Here is a 21,120-nt window from a genome sequence, read left to right on the forward strand (position 1 = left end):
GCTCATCGAGATAGTGTGTTTATTTATCACGCTGGATTATATAGTCCGCTAGCGCTTCCAGTGCCGAAGTATCCAGTGATTGCGCGGCCAGTTGATTCAGCGACTGGCGGGCATCCTCTATCAGATCCCGGGCTTTACGTTGGGCTTGCTCAAGACCCAGCAGGGCGGGGTAGGTACTTTTGCCAAGCTGCTGGTCCGCACCCTGACGTTTACCCAATGTTGCAGTATCGCCCACCACATCCAGAATGTCATCCTGAACCTGGAATGCCAGACCGATACTTTCTGCGTATCTGTCCAGAATCGGCAGGGCTTTGCGCCCTTGCTCACCCGCACTCAGTGCGCCCAGGCGAACGGCGGAACGAATCAATGCCCCTGTTTTATGGCGATGAATACGCTCCAGCTGTTCCAGATTAACCTGACGTCCTTCGGCGTCCAGATCCAGTGCCTGCCCCCCACACATACCGGCCACGCCGCTGGCCATGGCCAGTTCGGAGATCATTGCCAGGCGGTCGCGATCGGCCACTTCAGCCATCGGTGCATCGCTCAGAATCGAAAATGCCAGCGTTTGCAGGGCATCTCCCGCCAGAATGGCATTTGCTTCGCCAAACTTGATATGGCAGGTAGGCTGACCCCGACGTAAGTCGTCATCGTCCATTGCCGGTAAATCATCGTGGATCAGTGAGTAGGCATGGATACACTCAACGGCAGCTGCCGGGGCGTCCAGCGTGTTTTCGCTGATACCAAACATATTGCCTGTGGCATAGACCAGGAATGGGCGCAGGCGCTTTCCACCCAAGAGTGCGCCATAGTGCATGGCTTCAACCAGTGGAGTGTTCTGAAAAGGCTGTGGCTCGATAAAACGGCGCAGCGCATCGTTGGCACGCGCGACGCATGCCTGAAGCTCGTTGGCAAAATCCATTTACTCGGCGTCCGGTGTAAAAGGCGTGGTTTTAGCATCTTCGCTATCGGACAGCAGGATCTGCACACGCTGTTCGGCCTGCTGCAGTTTGACCTGCCCCTGACGTGCCAGTTGCACGCCACGCTCGAATTCGTTGAGTGCCTCTTCCAGCGGGAGATCGCCGCTCTCAAGGCGGGTAACGATTTGCTCCAGTTCACTCAGCGCAGTTTCGAAACTGGCTGGTGCGTCGTTCTTCTTCGGCATAGTGAATTGACTCTTATATTCTCAGCCCCGACATGGTAACGGACTCAGGGCAATTATCAAATAACGCGCAATGTGCACAGGAGCGGCGCGATGGTGGTATACTTGCGCGCCTGGAAGCAGCCTTCGGTTATAGGGGCTGCTGTATTTTTCCATTACAAGCCTTATAAGCTTGCCTAAGAAACATTGCCGCCATGAAGTTTATCATTAAATTGTTCCCTGAAATCACCATCAAAAGCCAATCTGTGCGTTTGCGCTTTATTAAAATTCTCACCGGGAACATTCGTAACGTATTAAAGCACTACGACGAAACCCTTGCCGTGGTGCGCCACTGGGACCACGTTGAAGTCCGCGCGAAAGACGAAAACAAGCGTCAGGATATCCGCGACGCGCTGACCCGTATTCCGGGCATCCACCATATTCTGGAAGTGGAAGATGTTCCTTTCACCTCCCTGCATGACATCTTCGAAAAAGCGCTGGTGCAGTACCGCGACCAGATTGAAGGCAAAACCTTCTGCGTGCGCGTGAAGCGTCGCGGCAAGCACGAATTCAGCTCCATTGAAGTGGAACGTTACGTTGGCGGCGGTCTGAACCAGCACGTCGAGTCTGCGCGCGTGCGTCTGACCAACCCGGACGTAACCGTTAACCTGGAGATCGAAAACGATCGTCTGCTGCTGGTGAAAGGTCGTTACGAAGGTATTGGCGGTTTCCCAATCGGTACTCAGGAAGATGTGCTGTCTCTGATCTCGGGTGGCTTCGATTCCGGCGTCTCCAGCTATATGCTGATGCGTCGCGGCTGCCGCGTGCACTACTGCTTCTTCAACCTGGGCGGCGCGGCGCATGAAATCGGCGTTCGTCAGGTTGCGCATTATCTGTGGAACCGCTTCGGCAGCTCTCACCGGGTGCGTTTCGTCGCGATTAACTTCGAACCTGTGGTCGGCGAAATCCTTGAGAAAGTCGACGACGGTCAGATGGGCGTGGTGCTGAAGCGTATGATGGTGCGTGCAGCATCCAAAGTGGCTGAGCGCTACGGCGTGCAGGCGCTGGTCACCGGTGAAGCGCTGGGCCAGGTCTCCAGCCAGACGCTGACCAACCTGCGTCTTATCGACAACGTGTCTGATACGCTGATCCTGCGTCCGCTGATCTCCCACGATAAAGAGCACATCATCGATCTGGCACGCGAAATCGGTACTGAAGATTTTGCCCGTACCATGCCGGAATACTGCGGCGTGATCTCAAAAAGCCCAACGGTGAAAGCGGTTAAGGCGAAGATCGAAGCGGAAGAAGAGAACTTCGATTTTAGCATCCTGGAAAAAGTGGTGGCGGAAGCGTCCAACATTGATATCCGCGAGATTGCCCAGCAGACCGAGCAGGAAGTCGTAGAAGTTGAAACCGTGAGCGGTTTCGGCGCTAACGATGCAATTCTGGATATTCGCTCCATTGATGAGCAGGATGACAAGCCGCTGCAGGTTGAAGGCGTCGAAGTGGTTTCTCTGCCGTTCTACAAGCTGAGCACCAAATTTGGCGACCTCGACCAGAGCAAAACCTACCTGCTGTGGTGTGAGCGTGGGGTGATGAGCCGTCTGCAGGCGCTGTATCTGCGCGAGCAGGGCTTTGCGAATGTGAAGGTGTATCGCCCGTAGTTTCTCGCCCGGTGGCGCTTCGCTTACCGGGCCTACGGTACCGTGCATTTGTAGGCCGGGTAAGGCGTAGCCGCCACCCGGCTTTTTTATGCACTACTCTTCATAGTAGTTATAAATCCCCGCCGGTATCACCAGCGATGACGCTACTTCGTACGCCTTCTCACGCCCGACCAGCAGGTCAATAATCTTTAAGCCAAAATCAATCGCGGTGCCGGGCCCCTGGCTGGTGAGCAGGTTGACGCGCGGGTCCCAGACGACGCGTTTATCCACCCAGTGCTCTTCCGGGATCGTATCCTTAAGCCCCGGGAAACCGGTCATGTTGCCGATGGGGAAGATATCGTGCGGAATCAGAACCGTTCCGGCGGCGGCACAGATTGCCGCGACGATACGGCCGGATAAATGAAACTGGCGCACGGTTTCGACCAGCAGCGGGCTGTCGCGAAAACACTCTGCGCCCCTCAGGCCACCAGGCAGGACGATGATGTCGTATTCCCCATCGGCCACCTGCACCAGCGGGGCATCCGCGAGGATTTTTACCCCGCGTGAGCAGGTGATTGCCAGATTACCGTCGCTGGCGACGCTGGCGGTTGTCACCTTAATACCGCCGCGCACCATCAAATCAATGGTGGTGACCGCTTCTGTCTCTTCGCTACCAGGAGCGAGGCAGACCAGTGCCGACGCGCTCATATTCACTCTCCTTACGTTTAACCAGGTCATACAGACGGGCGTTTTCCGGCACCGTAATACCGTGTGCGCGGGCGCGTTTTAGCAGATAGCCGGTAATGTAGTCGATTTCAGTGTGGCGTAATGCCCGAACATCCTGCAACATCGAGGAGATATTTTCTGCAGTACTATCAATAACCTGTTCGACATAATAGCGTAAATCCTCTGCCGAGGTATGCAAGCCTTCCCGCTCAATGACCTCCGCGACTTCCGCACATAGGACGGCGACGTCTTGCGGATGGTTTTTTAGCTCGCCGTTAGGGCAATCCCACAGCGCCGTGAGCGGGTTAATCACGCAGTTTACGGCCAGCTTGCGCCACAGCTGAGGACGGATATTGTTATGCCAGGCCACGTCCGGCAACACCTTCTGCAGTACGTCTGCCAGATAACTGAAGTCGCCATCCTGTGCCCTGGCAGGGCCGATATGCGTCACCCCACTGGCGACATGTACGATGATATTACCGTCGCGACGTGCAGCGTGCGTGGTCGTCGCCATCAGCAGCGGCTGCGGGATGCTTTTGAGCTCATCAAGCGTCCCCATGCCGTTATGCAGCAGCAGAACAGGGGATGTGGGGGGGAGCTGAGCGGCCAGTGCTTTTACGGCGTCTGAAACCTGCCATGCCTTGAGCGTAACCAGTAAAAGGTCGCTTTGCGCCAGGAAGTCAGGATCGTTCGCGGTGAGAGATTCATTAAAGATGCTTCCGTCTTCACCAATCAGGTTTACACTGCAATAGGGCTGGGGCACGCGCAGCCAGCCCTGAACCTCATGTCCGTGCTTGCACAGCGCGGTCAGCCACAGCTGACCAAGCGCTCCGCATCCGAGCACTGTAATTTTCATTGTTCCTCCTCACCTGCAACTGCGCCAGGTGTTACAGCTTAATTATACAGCTAAGCTTCTGTTGAGTTATGCCTCGTAGCGGGTATTATGCAACGCAACAAAAGTGAAGGGAGAAGAAAAGATGCCATCTTTCGATATTGTTTCCGAAGTTGATATCCAGGAAGTTCGCAACGGCGTAGAGAACGCAACCCGCGAAGTTGAGTCACGTTTCGATTTTCGTGGCGTTGAGGCAACGTTTGAGCTGAACGATGCAAATAAGACCATTAAGGTGCTGAGCGAGTCTGATTTCCAGGTAAATCAGCTGCTCGACATTCTGCGTGCCAAGCTGTTAAAGCGCGGCATTGAAGGAACATCTCTGGATGTGCCGGAAGAGTTTGTGCACAGCGGTAAAAACTGGTTTGTCGAAGCCAAACTGAAGCAGGGCATTGAGAGCGCGGTGCAGAAGAAGATCGTTAAGCTCATCAAAGACAGCAAGCTGAAGGTGCAGGCGCAGATCCAGGGCGAAGAAATTCGTGTAACGGGCAAATCCCGTGATGATTTGCAGTCCGTAATGGCGCTGGTGCGTGGCGGCGATCTGGGGCAACCGTTCCAGTTTAAAAACTTCCGCGATTAAGACGAAAATGCCCGGTCAGACCGGGCATTTTTTCAGGCTTTGAGTGCCTGCTCGACTTCAAAGCGGTTAGTTATCTTACTGTCTATTTTGACATAGGCACTGCGCTCTTCCGGGGCGATCAGCACTTCGCTTACCCCCTCCGTGGTTTCAAGACGCTGTTTGAGTGCGTCGTTGATCTCAACATCATCCGGAATTTCTACTCGCAGACTGCTGACGTAGCGCGGTTCTTTCATGGTGCTGGCGACCAGCAGCCAGACAGTGGCCAGCAGCGCGCCCGCAAGGAACACGGTTTGTGAGTCAAACAGACCATCCACCCAGCCGCCAAGCGAACCGCCAATTGCCACGCCGATAAACTGGCTGGTGGAGTAAATACCCATCGCCGTGCCTTTGTAACCCGCAGGAGATTCTTTACTGATAAGCGACGGCAGCAACGCTTCCATCAGGTTAAACGCCAGGAAGAAGAGTTGCACACCCGCTACCAGTTCCCAGAAGTGCGGGCCTGAGCCCCAGAGTACAATCTCGGCAATCAGCAGTACCGCCACGCAGCCCACGAAGACGCGCTTCATCTTGCGCTTCACTTCGGCGTAGATGATGAACGGTACGACGGAGACAAACGAAATCAGCATCGTGACCAGATAGATTTTCCAGTGCTCAGCGGCCGGGAAGCCCGCCGCGGCAAGCTGGCCTGGCAGGGCGACAAAGGTCGACATCAGCAGGATATGCAGGCACATAATGCCAAAATTGAGCTTGAGCAGGCGAGGCTCGACAATCACTTTGCTGAAGCAGCCTTTTACCATTCCAGATTCACGGTTGAGAACGTGGTTTTTGCTGTCTGGCACCACCCATAGTGTTAAGGCGATACCGATTGTCGCCAGCACGGCAATCATCCAGAACAGGGCGTGCAGGCCGAGTGCATGGGTAATAATGGGGCCGAGCACCATCGCAATCGCAAAGGTGACGCCAAAGCTTACGCCGATAAACGCCATGGCTTTGGTGCGGTTTTGCTCGCGGGTTAAATCTGACAGCAGTGCCATCACCGCAGCAGCTATCGCACCGGAACCCTGCAAGGCTCGGCCAAGAATAATGCCCCATATGGAGTGGGAGAGGGCGGCAATGACGCTCCCGAGAACAAAAATAAGCAGACCACCGACAATCAGCGGTTTTCGTCCAACCCGGTCAGAGAGCAGGCCAAACGGGATCTGGAATACCGCCTGCGCCAGACCGTAGATACCGATTGCGAGTCCAATCAGCGCCTCGCTGGCTCCCTGCAGCGCCATACCGTACGTGGTCAGAACAGGCAGGACCATAAACATGCCAAGCATCCGTAGCGAGAAGACAGTCCCTAAGCCCCAGGTCGCGCGTAGCTCGCCTGGCGTCATTTTATAATCGTTCATTACCACCTCAGTTCAAAAGCAGGCCATAGTGTAGTGCGGGGAAGGGGCGGGGTAAATAAAGGGTTATTTAACAAATATTACATGCGTTATTAATAGATTCAGTGAATAAAAAAGGGTGCCGAAGCACCCCTTTATTCACCTGTTGTGGCTTACCAGACGTAAGTCAGCAGGTTGTGTGATTCAGGCACCATGAAGTCTACGGACATCATCACGGACAGCGAGGTGATGGCCACAATCGAGAACACAAACAGTTTGCGCGCCCAGACTTTGTCATCTTCCACTTTGTAACCGCGCAGCGCCATACCGAGCCACCAGACGCTCACTGCGGCCGCTACTGCCAGATATTTGTATCCAGCGTAGCCGCCCAGAGAGAGCATCAGCGTTGCCACGGCAAAAGCGATGATGTACAGCGTGATGTGGTTCTTGGCAACGGAGATGCCTTTCACGACCGGCAGAACCGGGATGTTCGCTGCCTGATAATCCTTAAAGCGGAAAATCGCGATGGCATAGGAGTGCGGCATCTGCCACAGGCTAAAGATAGCCAGCAGGATAGCTGCACCGCTGTCGAACTCGTTCGTGACCGCGCAGTAGCCAATCACCGGCGGCGCAGCGCCGGAGAGAGAACCAATCAGCGTGCCGTAGACGGAGTGGCGTTTCATATACAGGCTGTAGACGCCCACATATACCACGAACCCCATCACCCCCAGCCAGCAGGCCAGTGGGTTAGCACCAAACCACAGCAGCATAAAGCCAGCAATACCCAGCAAGGTGGCGTACACCAGCGAGACGGAAGGGGCGATCAGGCCTTTCACCAGCACCCGATTTTTGGTCCTTTCCATCTTCTTGTCGATATCCATGTCGATGTAGTTGTTAAATACACAACCGGACGCAACAACCAGTGACACACCGACCAGCGTGTAGATAAAGAGGGTGTAATCAATGCTGCCTTTAGAGGCCAGCAGGAACCCTCCGATCACGGAGATCAGGTTGCCAAAGATGATGCCTGGTTTCGTTACTTGCAGGTATTGCTTAAACATACTCGCCGCTCTTAGTGAACCATCATGTTGTAGTTGAGGTTCCACATAATCCAGATGGAACCGACTACCAGGATAGCGATGATAATCACGGTAAAGACGAAGGCCGTCATGTTCCAGCCTTCATCGGACTTGGTGTTCATGTGCAGGAAGCAAACCAGATGCACCAGAATCTGAACCACTGCGGTAACCAGGACGGTGCCCAGAATCGCCGCGTGAGAAGCAGAACCGCTCATCACCATCCAGAACGGGATCACCGTCAGGATGATCGACAGGATAAAACCTGTCATGTAGGTTTTTACGCTACCGTGGGAAGCGCCATGATCGGTTGAATGACTCATTACATCGCCCCCATCAGATAGACAACAGAGAACACACAGATCCATACCACGTCCAGGAAGTGCCAGAACAGGCTCAGGCACATGATACGGGTACGGTTAGTGCTGGTCAGGCCGCGACGGGATACCTGGAACATCAGTACCGCCATCCAGATCAGGCCTGAGGTTACGTGCAGACCGTGAGTACCGACCAGCGCGAAGAACGCGGACAGGAAGCCACTACGATCAGGCCCGAAACCTTCCATAATCAGGTGATGGAATTCATAGATTTCCATCCCGATAAATCCAGCACCAAACAGCCAGGTCAACGCCAGCCAGGAGACAACCTGGCTCTTGTTGTTTTTATACATGGCGATAGCCGCCATACCGTAGGTGATAGAGCTGAATAACAGCAGTGCGGTTTCAACCAGAACGAACGGCAGTTCAAAGATGTCCTTGCCAGTCGGGCCGCCCGCTGTGCCGTTCACGAGAACGGCATAGGTCGCGAACAGACAGCAGAACAGAATGCAGTCGCTCATCAGGTAGATCCAGAAACCGAAGACTTTGGTCGGTCCTGTATCGTGGTGCGCATGTTCATGCGCGTGGGCAGTTGAGTGCGCCAGAGTATCAGTTGCCATTTTTCAGCCCCGCTTTAGAAATCTCGTCGAAATGCTGGTTTTCCAGTTTTTCGACTTCACGGACTGGTACGTAGTAGTCCACGTCCTCGTCAAAGCTCTTCACAATCCAGCTAATGATGACGCCAGCGAAGCTCGCAATCGCCAACCACCAGATGTGCCAGATCATTGCGAAACCAAACACCGTTGCGAAAGCGGCAATCACAATGCCCGCGCCGCTGTTTTTCGGCATATGGATCTCTTCGTAATGAGCAGGTTGCTTGTACGCTTCACCTTTTTCTTTCATTTCCCAGAATGCGTCACGCTCGTGAACGTGTGGCACGATGGCAAAGTTATAGAACGGAGGTGGAGAAGAGGTCGCCCACTCCAGCGTACGGCCACCCCATGGGTCACCGGTCAGGTCACGGTTCTGATCGCGGTCGCGAATAGAAACGTAGAACTGAATCAGCTGGCATGCGATACCCAGTGCAATCAGCGCCGCACCACAGGCTGCAACAACCAGCATTGGGTGGAACTGAGGGTCAATCTGCTGGCTCAGGCGACGGGTCATACCCATGAAGCCCAGCACATACAGCGGCATGAACGCTACGAAGAAGCCGATGATCCACAGCCAGAACGCACGTTTGCCCCAGGTCTCGTTCAGCGTGAAGCCGAACGCTTTTGGCCACCAGTAAGTGACGCCAGCGAAGCAACCGAAGACCACACCACCGATAATAACGTTATGGAAGTGCGCAATCAGGAACAGGCTGTTGTGCAGTACGAAGTCAGCACCCGGTACCGCCAGCAGTACGCCGGTCATCCCACCCACGGAGAAGGTCACGATGAAGCCGATGGTCCACAGCATTGCTGAGTGGAACACGATGCGGCCCTGGTACATGGTGAACAGCCAGTTGAAGATCTTCACCCCGGTCGGGATGGCGATAATCATGGTGGTGATACCGAAGAAGGCGTTTACGTTCGCACCTGCACCCATGGTGAAGAAGTGGTGCAGCCAAACGATGAACGACAGCACGGTAATACACACGGTTGCCCACACCAGAGAGGTGTAACCAAACAGGCGCTTACGTGAGAAGGTCGCTGCGATTTCGGAGAACACACCGAAGACAGGCAGAACCAGAATGTACACTTCCGGGTGACCCCAGGCCCAAATCAGGTTGATGTACATCATCATGTTGCCACCCATATCGTTGGTAAAGAAATGGGTGCCCAGGTAGCGGTCCAGGGTCAGCAGCGCGACGGTGACGGTCAGAATTGGGAAGGAGGCAATAATCAGGATGTTGGCGCACAGAGATGCCCAGGTAAATACTGGCATCTTGAACATCGTCATGCCAGGGGCACGCATCTTGATAATAGTCACGAAGAAGTTAATACCGGTCAGGGTTGTACCGATACCGGAGAGCTGAATCGCCCAAATCCAGTAGTCAACACCTACGCCAGGACTGTATTCAATTCCCGAAAGCGGTGGATAAGCCAGCCAGCCGGTCTGAGCGAACTCGCCCACGCCCAGTGACAGGTTAACCAGGATTACGCCAACAACCGTGAACCAGAAGCTCAGGTTGTTCAGGAACGGGAATGCAACGTCGCGCGCGCCGATTTGCAGCGGAACGACAACGTTCATCAGACCGATAACCAGCGGCATCGCCACGAAGAAGATCATGATAACGCCGTGGGCGGTAAAGATCTGATCGTAGTGGTGAGGCGGCAGGAAGCCCGCTTCACCCGCAGAGGCAAGCACCTGCTGGCTACGCATCATGATCGCATCCGCAAAGCCACGAATTAACATGACGATACCGACGATGCAGTACATGATACCGAGTTTTTTGTGGTCAACCGAAGTCAACCACTCATTCCACAGGTAGCTCCACTTACCGAAGTAAGTGATTAAGGCCAGTAAAGCCGCACCACCAATGATAATTGCAGCCACCGTAACCACGATAATGGGTTCATGGTATGGCACTGCATCCAGTGTCAATTTTCCGAACATTTTCTTCCTCGGCCCCTTAGTGAGCGGTTTCCGCGTGGCTCATGTCCAAGCCTTCCATACCTTCCATACCTTCGTGCGCGCTGTGCTCGCCTTCTGGCTGGGACATGTTCATGCTCTTACCGTGATCCATAAATTTGCCAATAACGTCTTTGAACAAATCAGGTTTCACGTTAGAGAAGTACTCCACCTTGTTGTATTCGCTAGGTGCAGCCACTTTATCGAACGCCGCCATGTCAGACATGGTGTTTTGAGACTGTTTCGCTTTTTCAACCCACTGGTCGAAAGCGGCACGGTCTGGCGTCGCAATAGCTTTGAACTTCATACCTGAGAAGCCCGGACCGCTATAGCTGGCGGAGATACCATCATAGGTGCCTGCTTCATTGGCAATCAGGTGCAGGTTAGTCTGCATACCGGCCATCGCGTAAATCTGGCTACCCAGACGCGGGATGAAGAAGGAGTTCATTACGGAGTTGGAGGTCACTTTGAACTGAACCGGAGTGTTCGCCGGGAAGGCGATTTCATTCACGGTAGCAATGCCCTGTTCCGGATAGATGAAGAACCATTTCCAGTCCATGGAGACCACTTCGATGGTAATCGGTTTTTCATCATGAACCAGCGGTTTGCTAGGTTCGAGGGAGTGAGTGGTTTTCCAGGTCAGCACGGCAAGGAACAGGATGATCAGAATAGGCACTGTCCAGACCACAGCTTCCACTTTATTGGAGTGTGACCAGTTAGGACTATACTTCGCATCTTTATTGCTCGCACGATACTTCCAGGCGAAACCAACAGCCATCAAAACGGCAGGAATAACCACAATCAACATCAGGCCAAAAGCCGTCAATATCAGTGAACGTTGTTCCAGTCCAATCTGCCCTTTGGGGTCTAGTAGTGCAGAATCGCAGCCACTGAGTAATACAGTGCCCGCGAATAATGACAACCATCCCAAACTTTTATTGTATTTCCCGAGTCTCATTTAACGACCTCAATTCCACGGAGTCTGGTGGCGTTTAAAGTGTGCGGGCATTTTACGGGAAGGTTACATTACTGTAAACATCATTAGGACTGTGTCAGGAAGGTGTTACCGGGTTCTGCCGCACGTGTCACAAGTGTTGCAAATTATGTCGGTTTTTATGACCGAAGCCGCATGGCAAGGGCTTTATAACGAAAGGACCCCCAAGCATACCCTAAAAGGGGCAATTGGTATAACCATTGTTGAAAATAAACAAAAAATTAACAATTAATTATCAATAAAGAGACATATAAAAAACGAAAAATCAAACTATCTGATGCTGAATCGGTTAATGAAAAATAGTGTTTTGGAACAGGCTCCAATAATTTCCAAATTTTATCCCGCACAAAACAACAATTATTTTTTTCAGCGGCTGGCGGCTATTTCACCGTTATAATTTCGTTTAGTGATTACAACGGGAAATAACCTTTCGCATTTCTCTTCAGGTCATCTGCGTTTTACGCAGAGCCATGAAATCGAGCAGACCCCCGATCAGGATCCCGGCGACAGCCAGTAGAGCTCCGGCATCCAGCAGAAGGGTTACAAGGGGAAGTGCCATAGAGGTGCTGGCATTAATAATGAGCACCACAAGCCAGAGCACCAGCGCGAAGCAACCCGCCATTAACAGACGTAACGCGAAACGGTAAGCGCGGTGATATTCAGTGCGCGGCATAAAGTGTTCCGTCCGTTGGGTGTATTCCAGCGTCTGGCGACAGACCAGCAACAATAAAATACCCGGCACGGCAGCCACCACGGAGAAGAGATAAAACGTTGGCCAACCGTGGGCTTCTACAAACCAGCCGGCAATTGGCCCAACGTACACGCGGCCAACGGCAGAGAGCGCCGAGAGCAGTGCGAACTGCGTGGCGGAAAATGACTTGTTGCACAGGGTCATCAGCAGGGCGACAAATGCCGCGGTCCCCATACCGCCGCAGAGATTTTCAAAGAACACCGCTGCGGCCATGCTGATCATATGTTTGTCGGTAATTGACAACAGCCAGTAGCCTGCGTTGGATGCGCCTTGCAGGATGCCAAAGATCAGTAGCGCACGGAACAGCGTCAGGCGTTGCATCAACACGCCGCCATAAAGTGCCCCGACAATGGTCGCAAACAGCCCCAGCGTTTTATTCACCACGCCCACTTCACCCGCATCAAAACCCACACCACGAATGAGGAAGGTGGTGGTCAGGCTCATCGCAAAGGCATCGCCCAGCTTATAAAGGACGATAAGCAACAGGATCAGCCAGGCGTTGTTGCGGCCAAAGAAATCGCGTAATGGTTCGGCGACGGCCTGTTCCAGAGAGCGGGGAACCGGGATGACATCACTCGGTTCGGGGGCGAACAGGGTGGCAATAATACACGGGATCAGCAGGGCGGCCATCAGCCAGTACATGCCTTGCCAACCAAGGTAGCGGTCGGCCAGCCACAATGCCAGCCCACCGGAAACCAGCATGCCAAGGCGATAGCCCAGCACGCTGATGGCCGCACCAGCTCCACGTTCTTCAGCAGGCAACACGTCCGTCTTCCAGGCATCAAACACAATATCCTGGGACGCGGAACAGAAGGCGATCACCACCGCAAGGGCGGCCATCCAGCGAAGTTGAGTTGACGGTTCCAGGAAGCCCATGGCGGCAATAGCCAGCAGCAGCAGCACCTGCGTCATAACCAGCCAGCCGCGACGGCGGCCGAGAAACGGTGGGGTGTAGCGATCCATCACCGGCGACCACAGGAACTTAAAGACATACGCCTGGCCGACGAGTGAGAAGAAACCAATAGTTTTAAGATCGATATTCTCGACGGTCATCCACGCCTGCAAGGTGCCTGAAGTGAGCGCGAGAGGTAAACCGGAGGCAAAGCCAAGGATCAGCAGAATCGCTGATTTCGGTTGCTGGAAAATGCGTAAGTAATGACTGGACATGTTCTTAAAAACTGACCCGGCTAAAAACCGGGTCAGTCAGCAGGATTAACGCGCGTTCTGCTTGATGAAGTCGTGAATGCTGGTGTCCTGCGCCATGTCGGAAATGGTATCCGTCAGCACGCTGTTAACCGCATCAGCAATATTTTTATTCGATGCCTGGAACGCGCCTTCTACAGAGTAGCTCGCGCGATAGTTCTTGGTCATCTTGTTGCCATTCTTCGCGGTGGCAATGATGGCGATATCCGCTTTGGTGGCGATGTTGTAGCGAACGTTACCCTGAGAAACATCAGCATAAAGGTTGTTCACGATGATCTGCAGATCTACCGCACCGCTTGGGCCAACCATATAGCCACGAGAAGTCATCTGTTTTTCCAGCACTTCCTGCAGCAGGAAGCGCAGGTCGCGGGATGCAGTCAGCGTTACCTGCTGGTTATCGCGGGTCACTTTTGCCAGCGCTTGATCCTGACGCTGATCGGCACCGTTAATACTCACGGTAACCCCCATCAGGCTTGGGTCCTGCTGAGGCAGGGTAATTTTTGGTGAGACATCAATGGTGGTAGGCGGAGTCGCACAGCCTGCCAGCATAAAAAGGGCTACCAACGGAAAGAAGAGTTTTTTTAACATTTTCAGGTTCTCAACGAATCGTAAGCATATAGAGAGAAAAATTGCCGCCATCATAACATCGCCAACGGTCAGGGGAAGTGGTCAACGCATGTAAATTCATCGCCTTGTCTGAAAACTGACCTTTGCACCCTTTTTCACCTCGTGTGAATGACAAAAGGTATGAGCCACACAGTTAACTTCATTCGTTTGAATGAGAAAATCAGACGAAAGCTAAATATTTGTTGTCAAGGTGTAATGGAAACGGTAAAAGCGGCTAACATTTAAAGGGATGGGTGACATCCTGGCGTTGTCGGAGGAGTAATTTCATGATGATACGTGAGCAGATAGAAGATAAATTAAGGGCAGCGTTCAACCCTGTGTTCCTCGAAGTCGTCGACGAAAGCTATCGTCATAACGTGCCGGCAGGTTCTGAAAGCCACTTTAAAGTGGTTCTGGTTAGCGATCGCTTCACGGGAGAACGTTTCCTGAACCGACACCGCTTGATCTACAGCACCTTGACGGAAGAACTCTCCACAACCGTACATGCGCTGGCATTGCATACCTACACCATTAAGGAATGGGAAGGTTTGCAGGATACGGTTTTCGCATCGCCGCCTTGCCGCGGTGCTGGCACCATCGCCTGATAAATCGGATTTGCAACGGCTGGAGTTTTTCCAGTATGTTGCTTAAAGATTTCCTCAAAACGGCCTCCGGGCCGTTTTGTTTTGTCTGAGTTTTGAGCGGATGGTGCGATTTTAAGGCTAAAAATAGCCTTAAAGTGTGAAAAAAGCCGCAGCAACATGCCCCAACCGTTCTCGACTCACCTAAGTGATGCCGCTATAATGCCGCGTCTTATTGAATGTCTTCGGGATGATTCTGGCGACAGGGAATGTGAATCTGCACTAAGAGAGCATCCCGGTATAACAGACAGATTCAGAGTTGACCGAGCACTGTGATTTTTTTGAGGTAACAAGATGCAAGTTTCAGTTGAAACCACTCAAGGCCTTGGCCGCCGTGTAACGATTACTATCGCTGCTGACAGCATCGAAACTGCTGTGAAAAGCGAGCTGGTCAACGTAGCAAAAAAAGTACGTATTGACGGCTTCCGTAAGGGCAAAGTACCAATGAATGTTGTTGCTCAGCGTTATGGCGCTTCCGTGCGTCAGGATGTGCTGGGTGAACTGATGAGCCGTAACTTTATTGATGCGATCATCAAAGAAAAAATCAATCCGGCCGGCGCGCCAAACTACGTTCCAGGCGAATACAAACTGGGCGAAGACTTCACCTACTCCGTAGAGTTCGAAGTGTATCCGGAAGTTGAGCTGAAAGGTCTGGAATCAATCGAAGTTGAAAAACCGATTGTGTCCGTGACTGACGAAGATGTTGACGGCATGCTGGACACCCTGCGTAAGCAGCAGGCGAACTGGAAAGAGAAAGAAGGCGCTGTTGACGCGGAAGACCGTGTGACCATCGACTTCACCGGTTCTGTAGACGGCGAAGAGTTCGAAGGCGGTAAAGCGTCTGATTTCGTACTGGCAATGGGTCAGGGTCGTATGATCCCAGGCTTCGAAGACGGTATCAAAGGCCACAAAGCTGGCGAAGAATTCACTATTGATGTGACCTTCCCTGAAGAGTACCACGCTGAAAACCTGAAAGGTAAAGCGGCCAAGTTCGTTATCAATCTGAAGAAAGTTGAAGAGCGCGAACTGCCAGAACTGACTGAAGAATTCATCAAACGTTTCGGCGTGGAAGATGGTTCTGTAGCGGGTCTGCGTACAGAAGTGCGTAAAAACATGGAGCGCGAGCTGAACGGCGCTGTGCGTAACCGTGTGAAATCTCAGGCGATCGAAGGTCTGGTGAAAGCGAACGACATCGACGTTCCAGCTGCCCTGATCGACAGCGAAATCGACGTGCTGCGCCGTCAGGCTGCACAGCGTTTCGGTGGCAACCAGCAGCAAGCGATGGAACTGCCGCGTGAGCTGTTCGAAGAGCAAGCTAAACGCCGCGTTGTTGTTGGCCTGCTGTTGGGCGAAGTCATTCGTACCCACGAGCTGAAAGCTGACGAAGAGCGTGTGAAAGGCCTGATCGAAGAGATGGCGTCTGCATACGAAGATCCATCAGAAGTTATCGAGTTCTACGGTAAAAACAAAGAGCTGATGGACAACATGCGCAATGTCGCACTGGAAGAGCAGGCTGTTGAAGCGGTACTGGCGAAAGCTAAAGTGTCCGAAAAAGCGACCTCTTTCAATGAACTGATGAACCAGCAGGCGTAATTTCACCCCAAAGGTTTAAAGTTTGAACAGAAAACCCGTTGCCTTGTGGCAGCGGGTTTTTTTTATCACACCAATAGCCCAGGAAGAGTGCTAAAACGCCCTTTCAGTGTTAGCGTAACAACAAAAGGTTGTTATGCTTGAAATAGGGCACAGTGAACCCCATAAGTGTGTAATCACGATGAATGAGACTGGCTGATAATCCGTCCGTAAGGTTACAATCAGTACAGCAGGTGTTTTCAATTTTGATCTAGGAGACGGAAATGTCATACAGTGGCGAACGAGATAACTTTGCACCCCATATGGCGCTGGTGCCAATGGTTATTGAACAGACCTCACGTGGTGAGCGTTCTTTTGATATCTATTCCCGTCTGCTCAAGGAACGCGTTATCTTTCTGACCGGTCAGGTGGAAGACCACATGGCTAACCTGATCGTGGCGCAGATGCTGTTTCTGGAAGCGGAAAACCCGGAAAAAGACATTTACCTGTACATTAACTCCCCGGGTGGCGTGATTACGGCAGGTATGTCCATTTATGACACCATGCAATTCATCAAGCCTGATGTAAGCACTATCTGTATGGGTCAGGCTGCATCTATGGGCGCGTTCCTGTTAACAGCAGGGGCTAAAGGCAAGCGTTTCTGCTTACCTAATTCCCGCGTGATGATTCACCAGCCGCTGGGTGGTTACCAGGGGCAGGCGACGGATATTGAAATCCACGCCCGTGAAATTCTGAAAGTAAAAGCGCGCATGAATGAACTCATGGCGCAGCATACAGGTCAATCGCTTGAGCAGATCGAGCGCGATACCGAGCGCGATCGCTTCCTCTCTGCTTCAGAGGCAGTTGAGTACGGCTTAGTCGACTCCGTATTGACCCATCGTAATTGATGCCCGCGACGCAAGTGTGCCGCTATACTAAAGTAGGGCGGCACTCTGCCTGAGAGCAGCTTGCGTCTTAGAATGGCATTTGCGTCGTCATGTGCGGCACAAAGAACTTAAAAAGAGGTTTGGACTCATGACAGATAAACGCAAAGATGGTTCGGGCAAACTGCTGTACTGCTCTTTTTGCGGCAAAAGCCAGCATGAAGTGCGTAAACTGATTGCCGGGCCGTCCGTGTATATCTGCGACGAATGTGTCGATTTATGTAACGACATCATTCGCGAAGAGATTAAAGAAGTTGCGCCACACCGTGAGCGTAGCGCGCTGCCAACTCCGCATGAAATTCGTCATCACCTTGACGATTATGTCATTGGTCAGGAGCAGGCTAAGAAAGTACTGGCGGTAGCGGTATATAACCACTACAAACGTCTGCGTAACGGTGATACCAGCAATGGCGTAGAACTGGGTAAAAGTAACATTTTGCTGATCGGCCCAACCGGTTCCGGTAAAACGCTGCTGGCTGAAACTCTGGCGCGTTTGCTGGATGTTCCGTTCACCATGGCGGACGCTACCACTCTGACCGAAGCGGGTTATGTGGGTGAAGATGTAGAAAACATCATCCAGAAACTGCTGCAGAAGTGCGATTACGACGTACAGAAAGCCCAGCGCGGGATTGTTTACATCGATGAGATCGACAAGATCTCTCGTAAATCTGATAACCCGTCCATTACCCGTGATGTGTCAGGCGAGGGCGTACAGCAGGCACTGCTGAAGCTGATCGAAGGAACTGTTGCGGCCGTTCCACCACAGGGTGGTCGTAAACATCCGCAGCAGGAGTTCCTGCAGGTTGATACCTCCAAGATCCTGTTCATCTGTGGTGGTGCGTTTGCGGGTCTGGATAAAGTTATCTCCCACCGTGTTGAAACCGGCTCCGGCATTGGTTTTGGCGCGACGGTGAAATCGACGTCAGAAAAACCGAACGAAGGCGAACTGCTATCTCAGGTTGAACCAGAAGATCTGATCAAATTCGGTCTGATTCCTGAATTCATTGGTCGTCTGCCGGTTGTGGCCACACTCAATGAGCTGAGTGAAGAGGCGCTGATCCAGATCCTGAAAGAGCCGAAAAATGCGCTGACTAAACAGTATCAGGCGCTTTTCAATCTGGAAGGTGTTGATCTGGAGTTCCGTGACGAAGCGCTGGATGCGATTGCTAAAAAAGCGATGATTCGTAAAACCGGTGCGCGTGGTCTGCGTTCTATCGTAGAAGCGGCGCTGCTGGATACCATGTACGATCTGCCATCGATGGAAGATGTCGAAAAAGTGGTTATCGACGAGTCTGTCATTAGCGGTCAAACCAAACCGTTACTGATTTACGGCAAACCGGAAGCGCAGCAGGCGTCTGGCGAATAATTCACCAAAACATACAAGCAGTTAATCAAAAAGGGGGGATTTTATCTCCCCTTTACTTTTTCCGTAATCATGGCGTTGAATGTGTGGGAAACATCCCCATATACTGGATACATGTTAATGGTTGTGTGAAGTACTGTTACATGACCAGCTTACCTGGCGGACACTAAACTAAGAGAGAGCTCTATGAATCCTGAGCGTTCTGAACGCATTGAAATCCCCGTATTGCCGTTGCGCGATGTGGTGGTTTATCCGCACATGGTCATACCCTTATTTGTAGGGCGGGAAAAATCTATCCGTTGCCTTGAAGCTGCCATGGATCATGATAAAAAAATCATGCTGGTGGCGCAGAAGGAAGCATCAACGGATGAGCCGGGTGTAAACGATCTTTTCACCGTCGGGACCGTGGCCTCTATTTTGCAGATGCTGAAGCTGCCTGACGGCACCGTCAAGGTGCTGGTAGAAGGCCTGCAGCGTGCGCGTATTACCACTCTGTCTGACAATGGCGAACATTTCTCTGCGAAGGCAGAGTACCTTGATTCGCCTCAGCTTGATGAACGCGAGCAGGAAGTGCTTGTACGCACCGCGATCAGCCAGTTTGAAGGCTATATCAAGCTGAACAAGAAAATCCCACCAGAAGTGCTGACGTCGCTGAACAGCATCGACGATCCTGCCCGTCTGGCGGACACCATCGCTGCACATATGCCGCTGAAGCTGGCTGACAAACAGTCCGTTCTGGAAATGTCCGACGTTAACGAGCGTCTGGAATATCTGATGGCGATGATGGAGTCTGAAATCGATCTGCTGCAGGTTGAGAAGCGTATTCGCAACCGCGTGAAAAAGCAGATGGAGAAATCTCAGCGTGAGTACTATCTGAATGAGCAAATGAAGGCTATTCAGAAAGAACTGGGCGAGATGGACGATGCGCCGGACGAAAACGAAGCGTTGAAGCGCAAGATCGACGCGGCGAAGATGCCAAAAGAGGCAAAAGAGAAAGCGGAAGCGGAATTGCAGAAGCTGAAAATGATGTCTCCAATGTCGGCTGAAGCGACCGTTGTACGCGGCTACATTGAGTGGATGGTGCAGGTTCCGTGGAACGCCCGCAGCAAGGTCAAAAAAGACCTGCGTCAGGCCCAGGAAATCCTCGATACCGACCACTACGGCCTGGAACGCGTGAAAGATCGTATTCTTGAGTACCTCGCGGTACAAAGCCGTGTAAACAAAATCAAAGGCCCAATTCTGTGCCTGGTAGGACCTCCTGGTGTGGGTAAAACCTCTCTGGGTCAGTCCATCGCCAAGGCGACCGGGCGTAAGTACATCCGTATGGCGCTGGGTGGTGTACGCGATGAAGCGGAAATCCGCGGTCACCGTCGTACCTACATTGGTTCTATGCCGGGTAAACTGATCCAGAAGATGGCGAAAGTGGGCGTTAAAAACCCGCTGTTCCTGCTCGATGAGATCGACAAAATGTCATCGGACATGCGCGGCGATCCTGCGTCTGCGCTGCTGGAAGTGCTTGATCCAGAACAGAACGTGGCGTTCAGCGATCACTACCTGGAAGTGGACTACGACCTGAGCGATGTGATGTTCGTGGCGACCTCCAACTCCATGAACATTCCGGCCCCGCTGCTGGACCGTATGGAAGTGATCCGTCTCTCCGGCTATACCGAAGATGAGAAGCTGAACATCGCTAAGCAGCACCTGCTGCCGAAACAGATTGAGCGTAACGCGCTGAAAGCCAACGAGCTGACCGTAGAGGACAGCGCGATTATTGGCATCATCCGCTACTACACCCGTGAAGCGGGCGTGCGTAGTCTTGAGCGTGAAATCTCTAAACTGTGCCGTAAAGCGGTCAAACAGCTGCTGCTGGATAAGAGCCTGAAACACATTGTGATTAACGGCGACAATCTGCATGCCTATCTCGGCGTTCAGCGTTTCGACTATGGTCGCGCGGACAACGAAAACCGCGTGGGTCAGGTGACGGGTCTGGCATGGACGGAAGTGGGTGGCGATCTGCTGACCATCGAAACCGCCTGTGTACCGGGTAAAGGCAAGCTGACCTACACCGGCTCTCTGGGCGAAGTGATGCAGGAATCCATTCAGGCTGCATTGACCGTGGTACGTGCGCGCGCGGAAAAACTGGGTATCAACCCGGATTTCTACGAAAAACGCGACATCCACGTGCACGTTCCTGAAGGCGCGACGCCGAAAGATGGCCCAAGCGCGGGTATTGCCATGTGTACCGCTCTGGTTTCCTGTCTGACAGGTAACCCGGTGCGTGCCGATGTGGCGATGACGGGGGAAATTACCCTGCGTGGACAGGTGCTGCCAATCGGTGGATTAAAAGAAAAACTGCTGGCTGCACATCGTGGTGGGATCAAAACGGTATTGATTCCTTACGAGAATAAACGCGATCTGGAAGAGATTCCGGACAACGTAATTGCCGATCTGCAGATCCATCCGGTTAAACGCATTGAGGAAGTTCTTAGTCTCGCACTGCAGAATGAACCCTCCGGAATGCAGGTTGTAACCGCAAAATAGTGACCTCGCGCAAAGAGCGTCAATAAAAACAAGGCTGGTAAGTCATTTCGCACTTGCCAGCCTTTTTTTGTATAGCTAATTTAGATTGCTGATTAGGTCAGCCATCAACAACGGGTGTTGTAAGGTCATGGCAGGCCTGATATAACTGCTGCG

At 52.6% G+C, this 21,120-nt stretch carries 19 protein-coding genes; 7 read left to right on the forward strand and 12 right to left on the reverse strand.

Annotated elements, in window-relative coordinates; all coding sequences use genetic code 11:
• Positions 1-19 precede the first annotated feature (19 nt).
• Positions 20-919, reverse strand: coding sequence for a (2E,6E)-farnesyl diphosphate synthase (gene ispA / locus ACJ9Y9_RS05260; protein WP_028017656.1), 900 nt, complete (start codon positions 917-919; stop codon positions 20-22).
• Positions 920-1,162 (reverse strand): exodeoxyribonuclease VII small subunit, encoded by a 243-nt coding sequence (gene xseB / locus ACJ9Y9_RS05265; RefSeq protein WP_008503331.1) that lies wholly within the window; start codon positions 1,160-1,162, stop codon positions 920-922.
• Positions 1,163-1,353: 191 nt separating this feature from the next.
• On the opposite strand from xseB, the gene thiI reads away from it, so the two are divergent.
• Positions 1,354-2,802, forward strand: coding sequence for a tRNA uracil 4-sulfurtransferase ThiI (gene thiI / locus ACJ9Y9_RS05270; protein WP_028017654.1), 1,449 nt, complete (start codon positions 1,354-1,356; stop codon positions 2,800-2,802).
• Positions 2,803-2,895: 93 nt separating this feature from the next.
• Here thiI and yajL read toward each other — a convergent pair whose 3' ends face one another.
• Positions 2,896-3,489, reverse strand: coding sequence for a protein deglycase YajL (yajL, locus tag ACJ9Y9_RS05275; protein ID WP_028017653.1), 594 nt, complete (start codon positions 3,487-3,489; stop codon positions 2,896-2,898).
• On the reverse strand, positions 3,452-4,363 hold the full coding sequence (gene panE, locus ACJ9Y9_RS05280; protein ID WP_028017652.1) for a 2-dehydropantoate 2-reductase: 912 nt from the start codon (positions 4,361-4,363) through the stop codon (positions 3,452-3,454). Before panE ends, yajL begins: the two co-directional genes overlap by 38 nt.
• Before the next feature lie 121 nt (positions 4,364-4,484).
• Here panE and ACJ9Y9_RS05285 point away from each other — a divergent pair, with 121 nt between their 5' ends.
• Positions 4,485-4,976, forward strand: a complete 492-nt coding sequence (locus tag ACJ9Y9_RS05285; RefSeq protein WP_028017651.1) for a YajQ family cyclic di-GMP-binding protein — start codon at positions 4,485-4,487, stop codon at positions 4,974-4,976.
• Positions 4,977-5,008: 32 nt separating this feature from the next.
• Here ACJ9Y9_RS05285 and ACJ9Y9_RS05290 read toward each other — a convergent pair whose 3' ends face one another.
• The 8 genes from ACJ9Y9_RS05290 to ACJ9Y9_RS05325 form a co-directional block, all read right to left on the reverse strand.
• Positions 5,009-6,370: an MFS transporter gene (locus tag ACJ9Y9_RS05290; protein WP_028017650.1), complete on the reverse strand. Its 1,362-nt coding sequence runs from the start codon at positions 6,368-6,370 to the stop codon at positions 5,009-5,011.
• A gap of 149 nt (positions 6,371-6,519) precedes the next feature.
• A complete protein-coding gene (gene cyoE / locus ACJ9Y9_RS05295; RefSeq protein WP_028017649.1) occupies positions 6,520-7,407 on the reverse strand; it encodes a heme o synthase in 888 nt (295 codons plus the stop codon).
• Positions 7,408-7,418: 11 nt separating this feature from the next.
• Positions 7,419-7,745, reverse strand: a complete 327-nt coding sequence (locus tag ACJ9Y9_RS05300) for a cytochrome o ubiquinol oxidase subunit IV (RefSeq protein WP_028017648.1) — start codon at positions 7,743-7,745, stop codon at positions 7,419-7,421.
• Positions 7,745-8,359, reverse strand: a complete 615-nt coding sequence (locus tag ACJ9Y9_RS05305; RefSeq protein ID WP_028017647.1) for a cytochrome o ubiquinol oxidase subunit III — start codon at positions 8,357-8,359, stop codon at positions 7,745-7,747. The genes ACJ9Y9_RS05300 and ACJ9Y9_RS05305 overlap by 1 nt, the downstream gene beginning before the upstream one ends.
• Positions 8,349-10,340 carry a cytochrome o ubiquinol oxidase subunit I gene (gene cyoB, locus ACJ9Y9_RS05310; protein ID WP_028017646.1) on the reverse strand — a complete coding sequence of 664 codons (1,992 nt, stop codon included), beginning with the start codon at positions 10,338-10,340 and terminating at the stop codon, positions 8,349-8,351. Before cyoB ends, ACJ9Y9_RS05305 begins: the two co-directional genes overlap by 11 nt.
• 16 nt (positions 10,341-10,356) lie before the next feature.
• Positions 10,357-11,313 (reverse strand): cytochrome o ubiquinol oxidase subunit II, encoded by a 957-nt coding sequence (gene cyoA / locus ACJ9Y9_RS05315; RefSeq protein ID WP_028017645.1) that lies wholly within the window; start codon positions 11,311-11,313, stop codon positions 10,357-10,359.
• Between the two features lie 478 nt (positions 11,314-11,791).
• Entirely contained in the window at positions 11,792-13,267 is a 1,476-nt protein-coding gene (ampG, locus tag ACJ9Y9_RS05320) for a muropeptide MFS transporter AmpG (protein WP_028017644.1), read from the reverse strand.
• Positions 13,268-13,312: 45 nt separating this feature from the next.
• The gene (locus tag ACJ9Y9_RS05325) at positions 13,313-13,891 is read right to left on the reverse strand and encodes a lipoprotein (RefSeq protein WP_028017643.1); all 579 of its coding nucleotides are present in this window, start codon (positions 13,889-13,891) and stop codon (positions 13,313-13,315) included.
• A 305-nt stretch (positions 13,892-14,196) separates the two neighbouring features.
• Here ACJ9Y9_RS05325 and bolA point away from each other — a divergent pair, with 305 nt between their 5' ends.
• From bolA to lon, 5 genes are all read left to right on the forward strand, one after another.
• The gene (gene bolA, locus ACJ9Y9_RS05330) at positions 14,197-14,514 is read left to right on the forward strand and encodes a transcriptional regulator BolA (protein ID WP_013095855.1); all 318 of its coding nucleotides are present in this window, start codon (positions 14,197-14,199) and stop codon (positions 14,512-14,514) included.
• Between the two features lie 330 nt (positions 14,515-14,844).
• The gene (tig, locus tag ACJ9Y9_RS05335) at positions 14,845-16,143 is read left to right on the forward strand and encodes a trigger factor (RefSeq protein ID WP_028017642.1); all 1,299 of its coding nucleotides are present in this window, start codon (positions 14,845-14,847) and stop codon (positions 16,141-16,143) included.
• Between the two features lie 260 nt (positions 16,144-16,403).
• The gene (gene clpP / locus ACJ9Y9_RS05340) at positions 16,404-17,027 is read left to right on the forward strand and encodes an ATP-dependent Clp endopeptidase proteolytic subunit ClpP (RefSeq protein ID WP_020885210.1); all 624 of its coding nucleotides are present in this window, start codon (positions 16,404-16,406) and stop codon (positions 17,025-17,027) included.
• Between the two features lie 127 nt (positions 17,028-17,154).
• Entirely contained in the window at positions 17,155-18,429 is a 1,275-nt protein-coding gene (gene clpX, locus ACJ9Y9_RS05345) for an ATP-dependent protease ATP-binding subunit ClpX (RefSeq protein ID WP_028017641.1), read from the forward strand.
• Positions 18,430-18,612: 183 nt separating this feature from the next.
• Positions 18,613-20,967 carry an endopeptidase La gene (lon, locus tag ACJ9Y9_RS05350; RefSeq protein WP_028017640.1) on the forward strand — a complete coding sequence of 785 codons (2,355 nt, stop codon included), beginning with the start codon at positions 18,613-18,615 and terminating at the stop codon, positions 20,965-20,967.
• The last annotated feature ends 153 nt before the right edge of the window (positions 20,968-21,120 follow it).

The organism is Enterobacter sp. CPE_E1241 (assembly GCF_045618265.1).
GTDB classification, from domain to species: domain Bacteria; phylum Pseudomonadota; class Gammaproteobacteria; order Enterobacterales; family Enterobacteriaceae; genus Enterobacter; species Enterobacter adelaidei.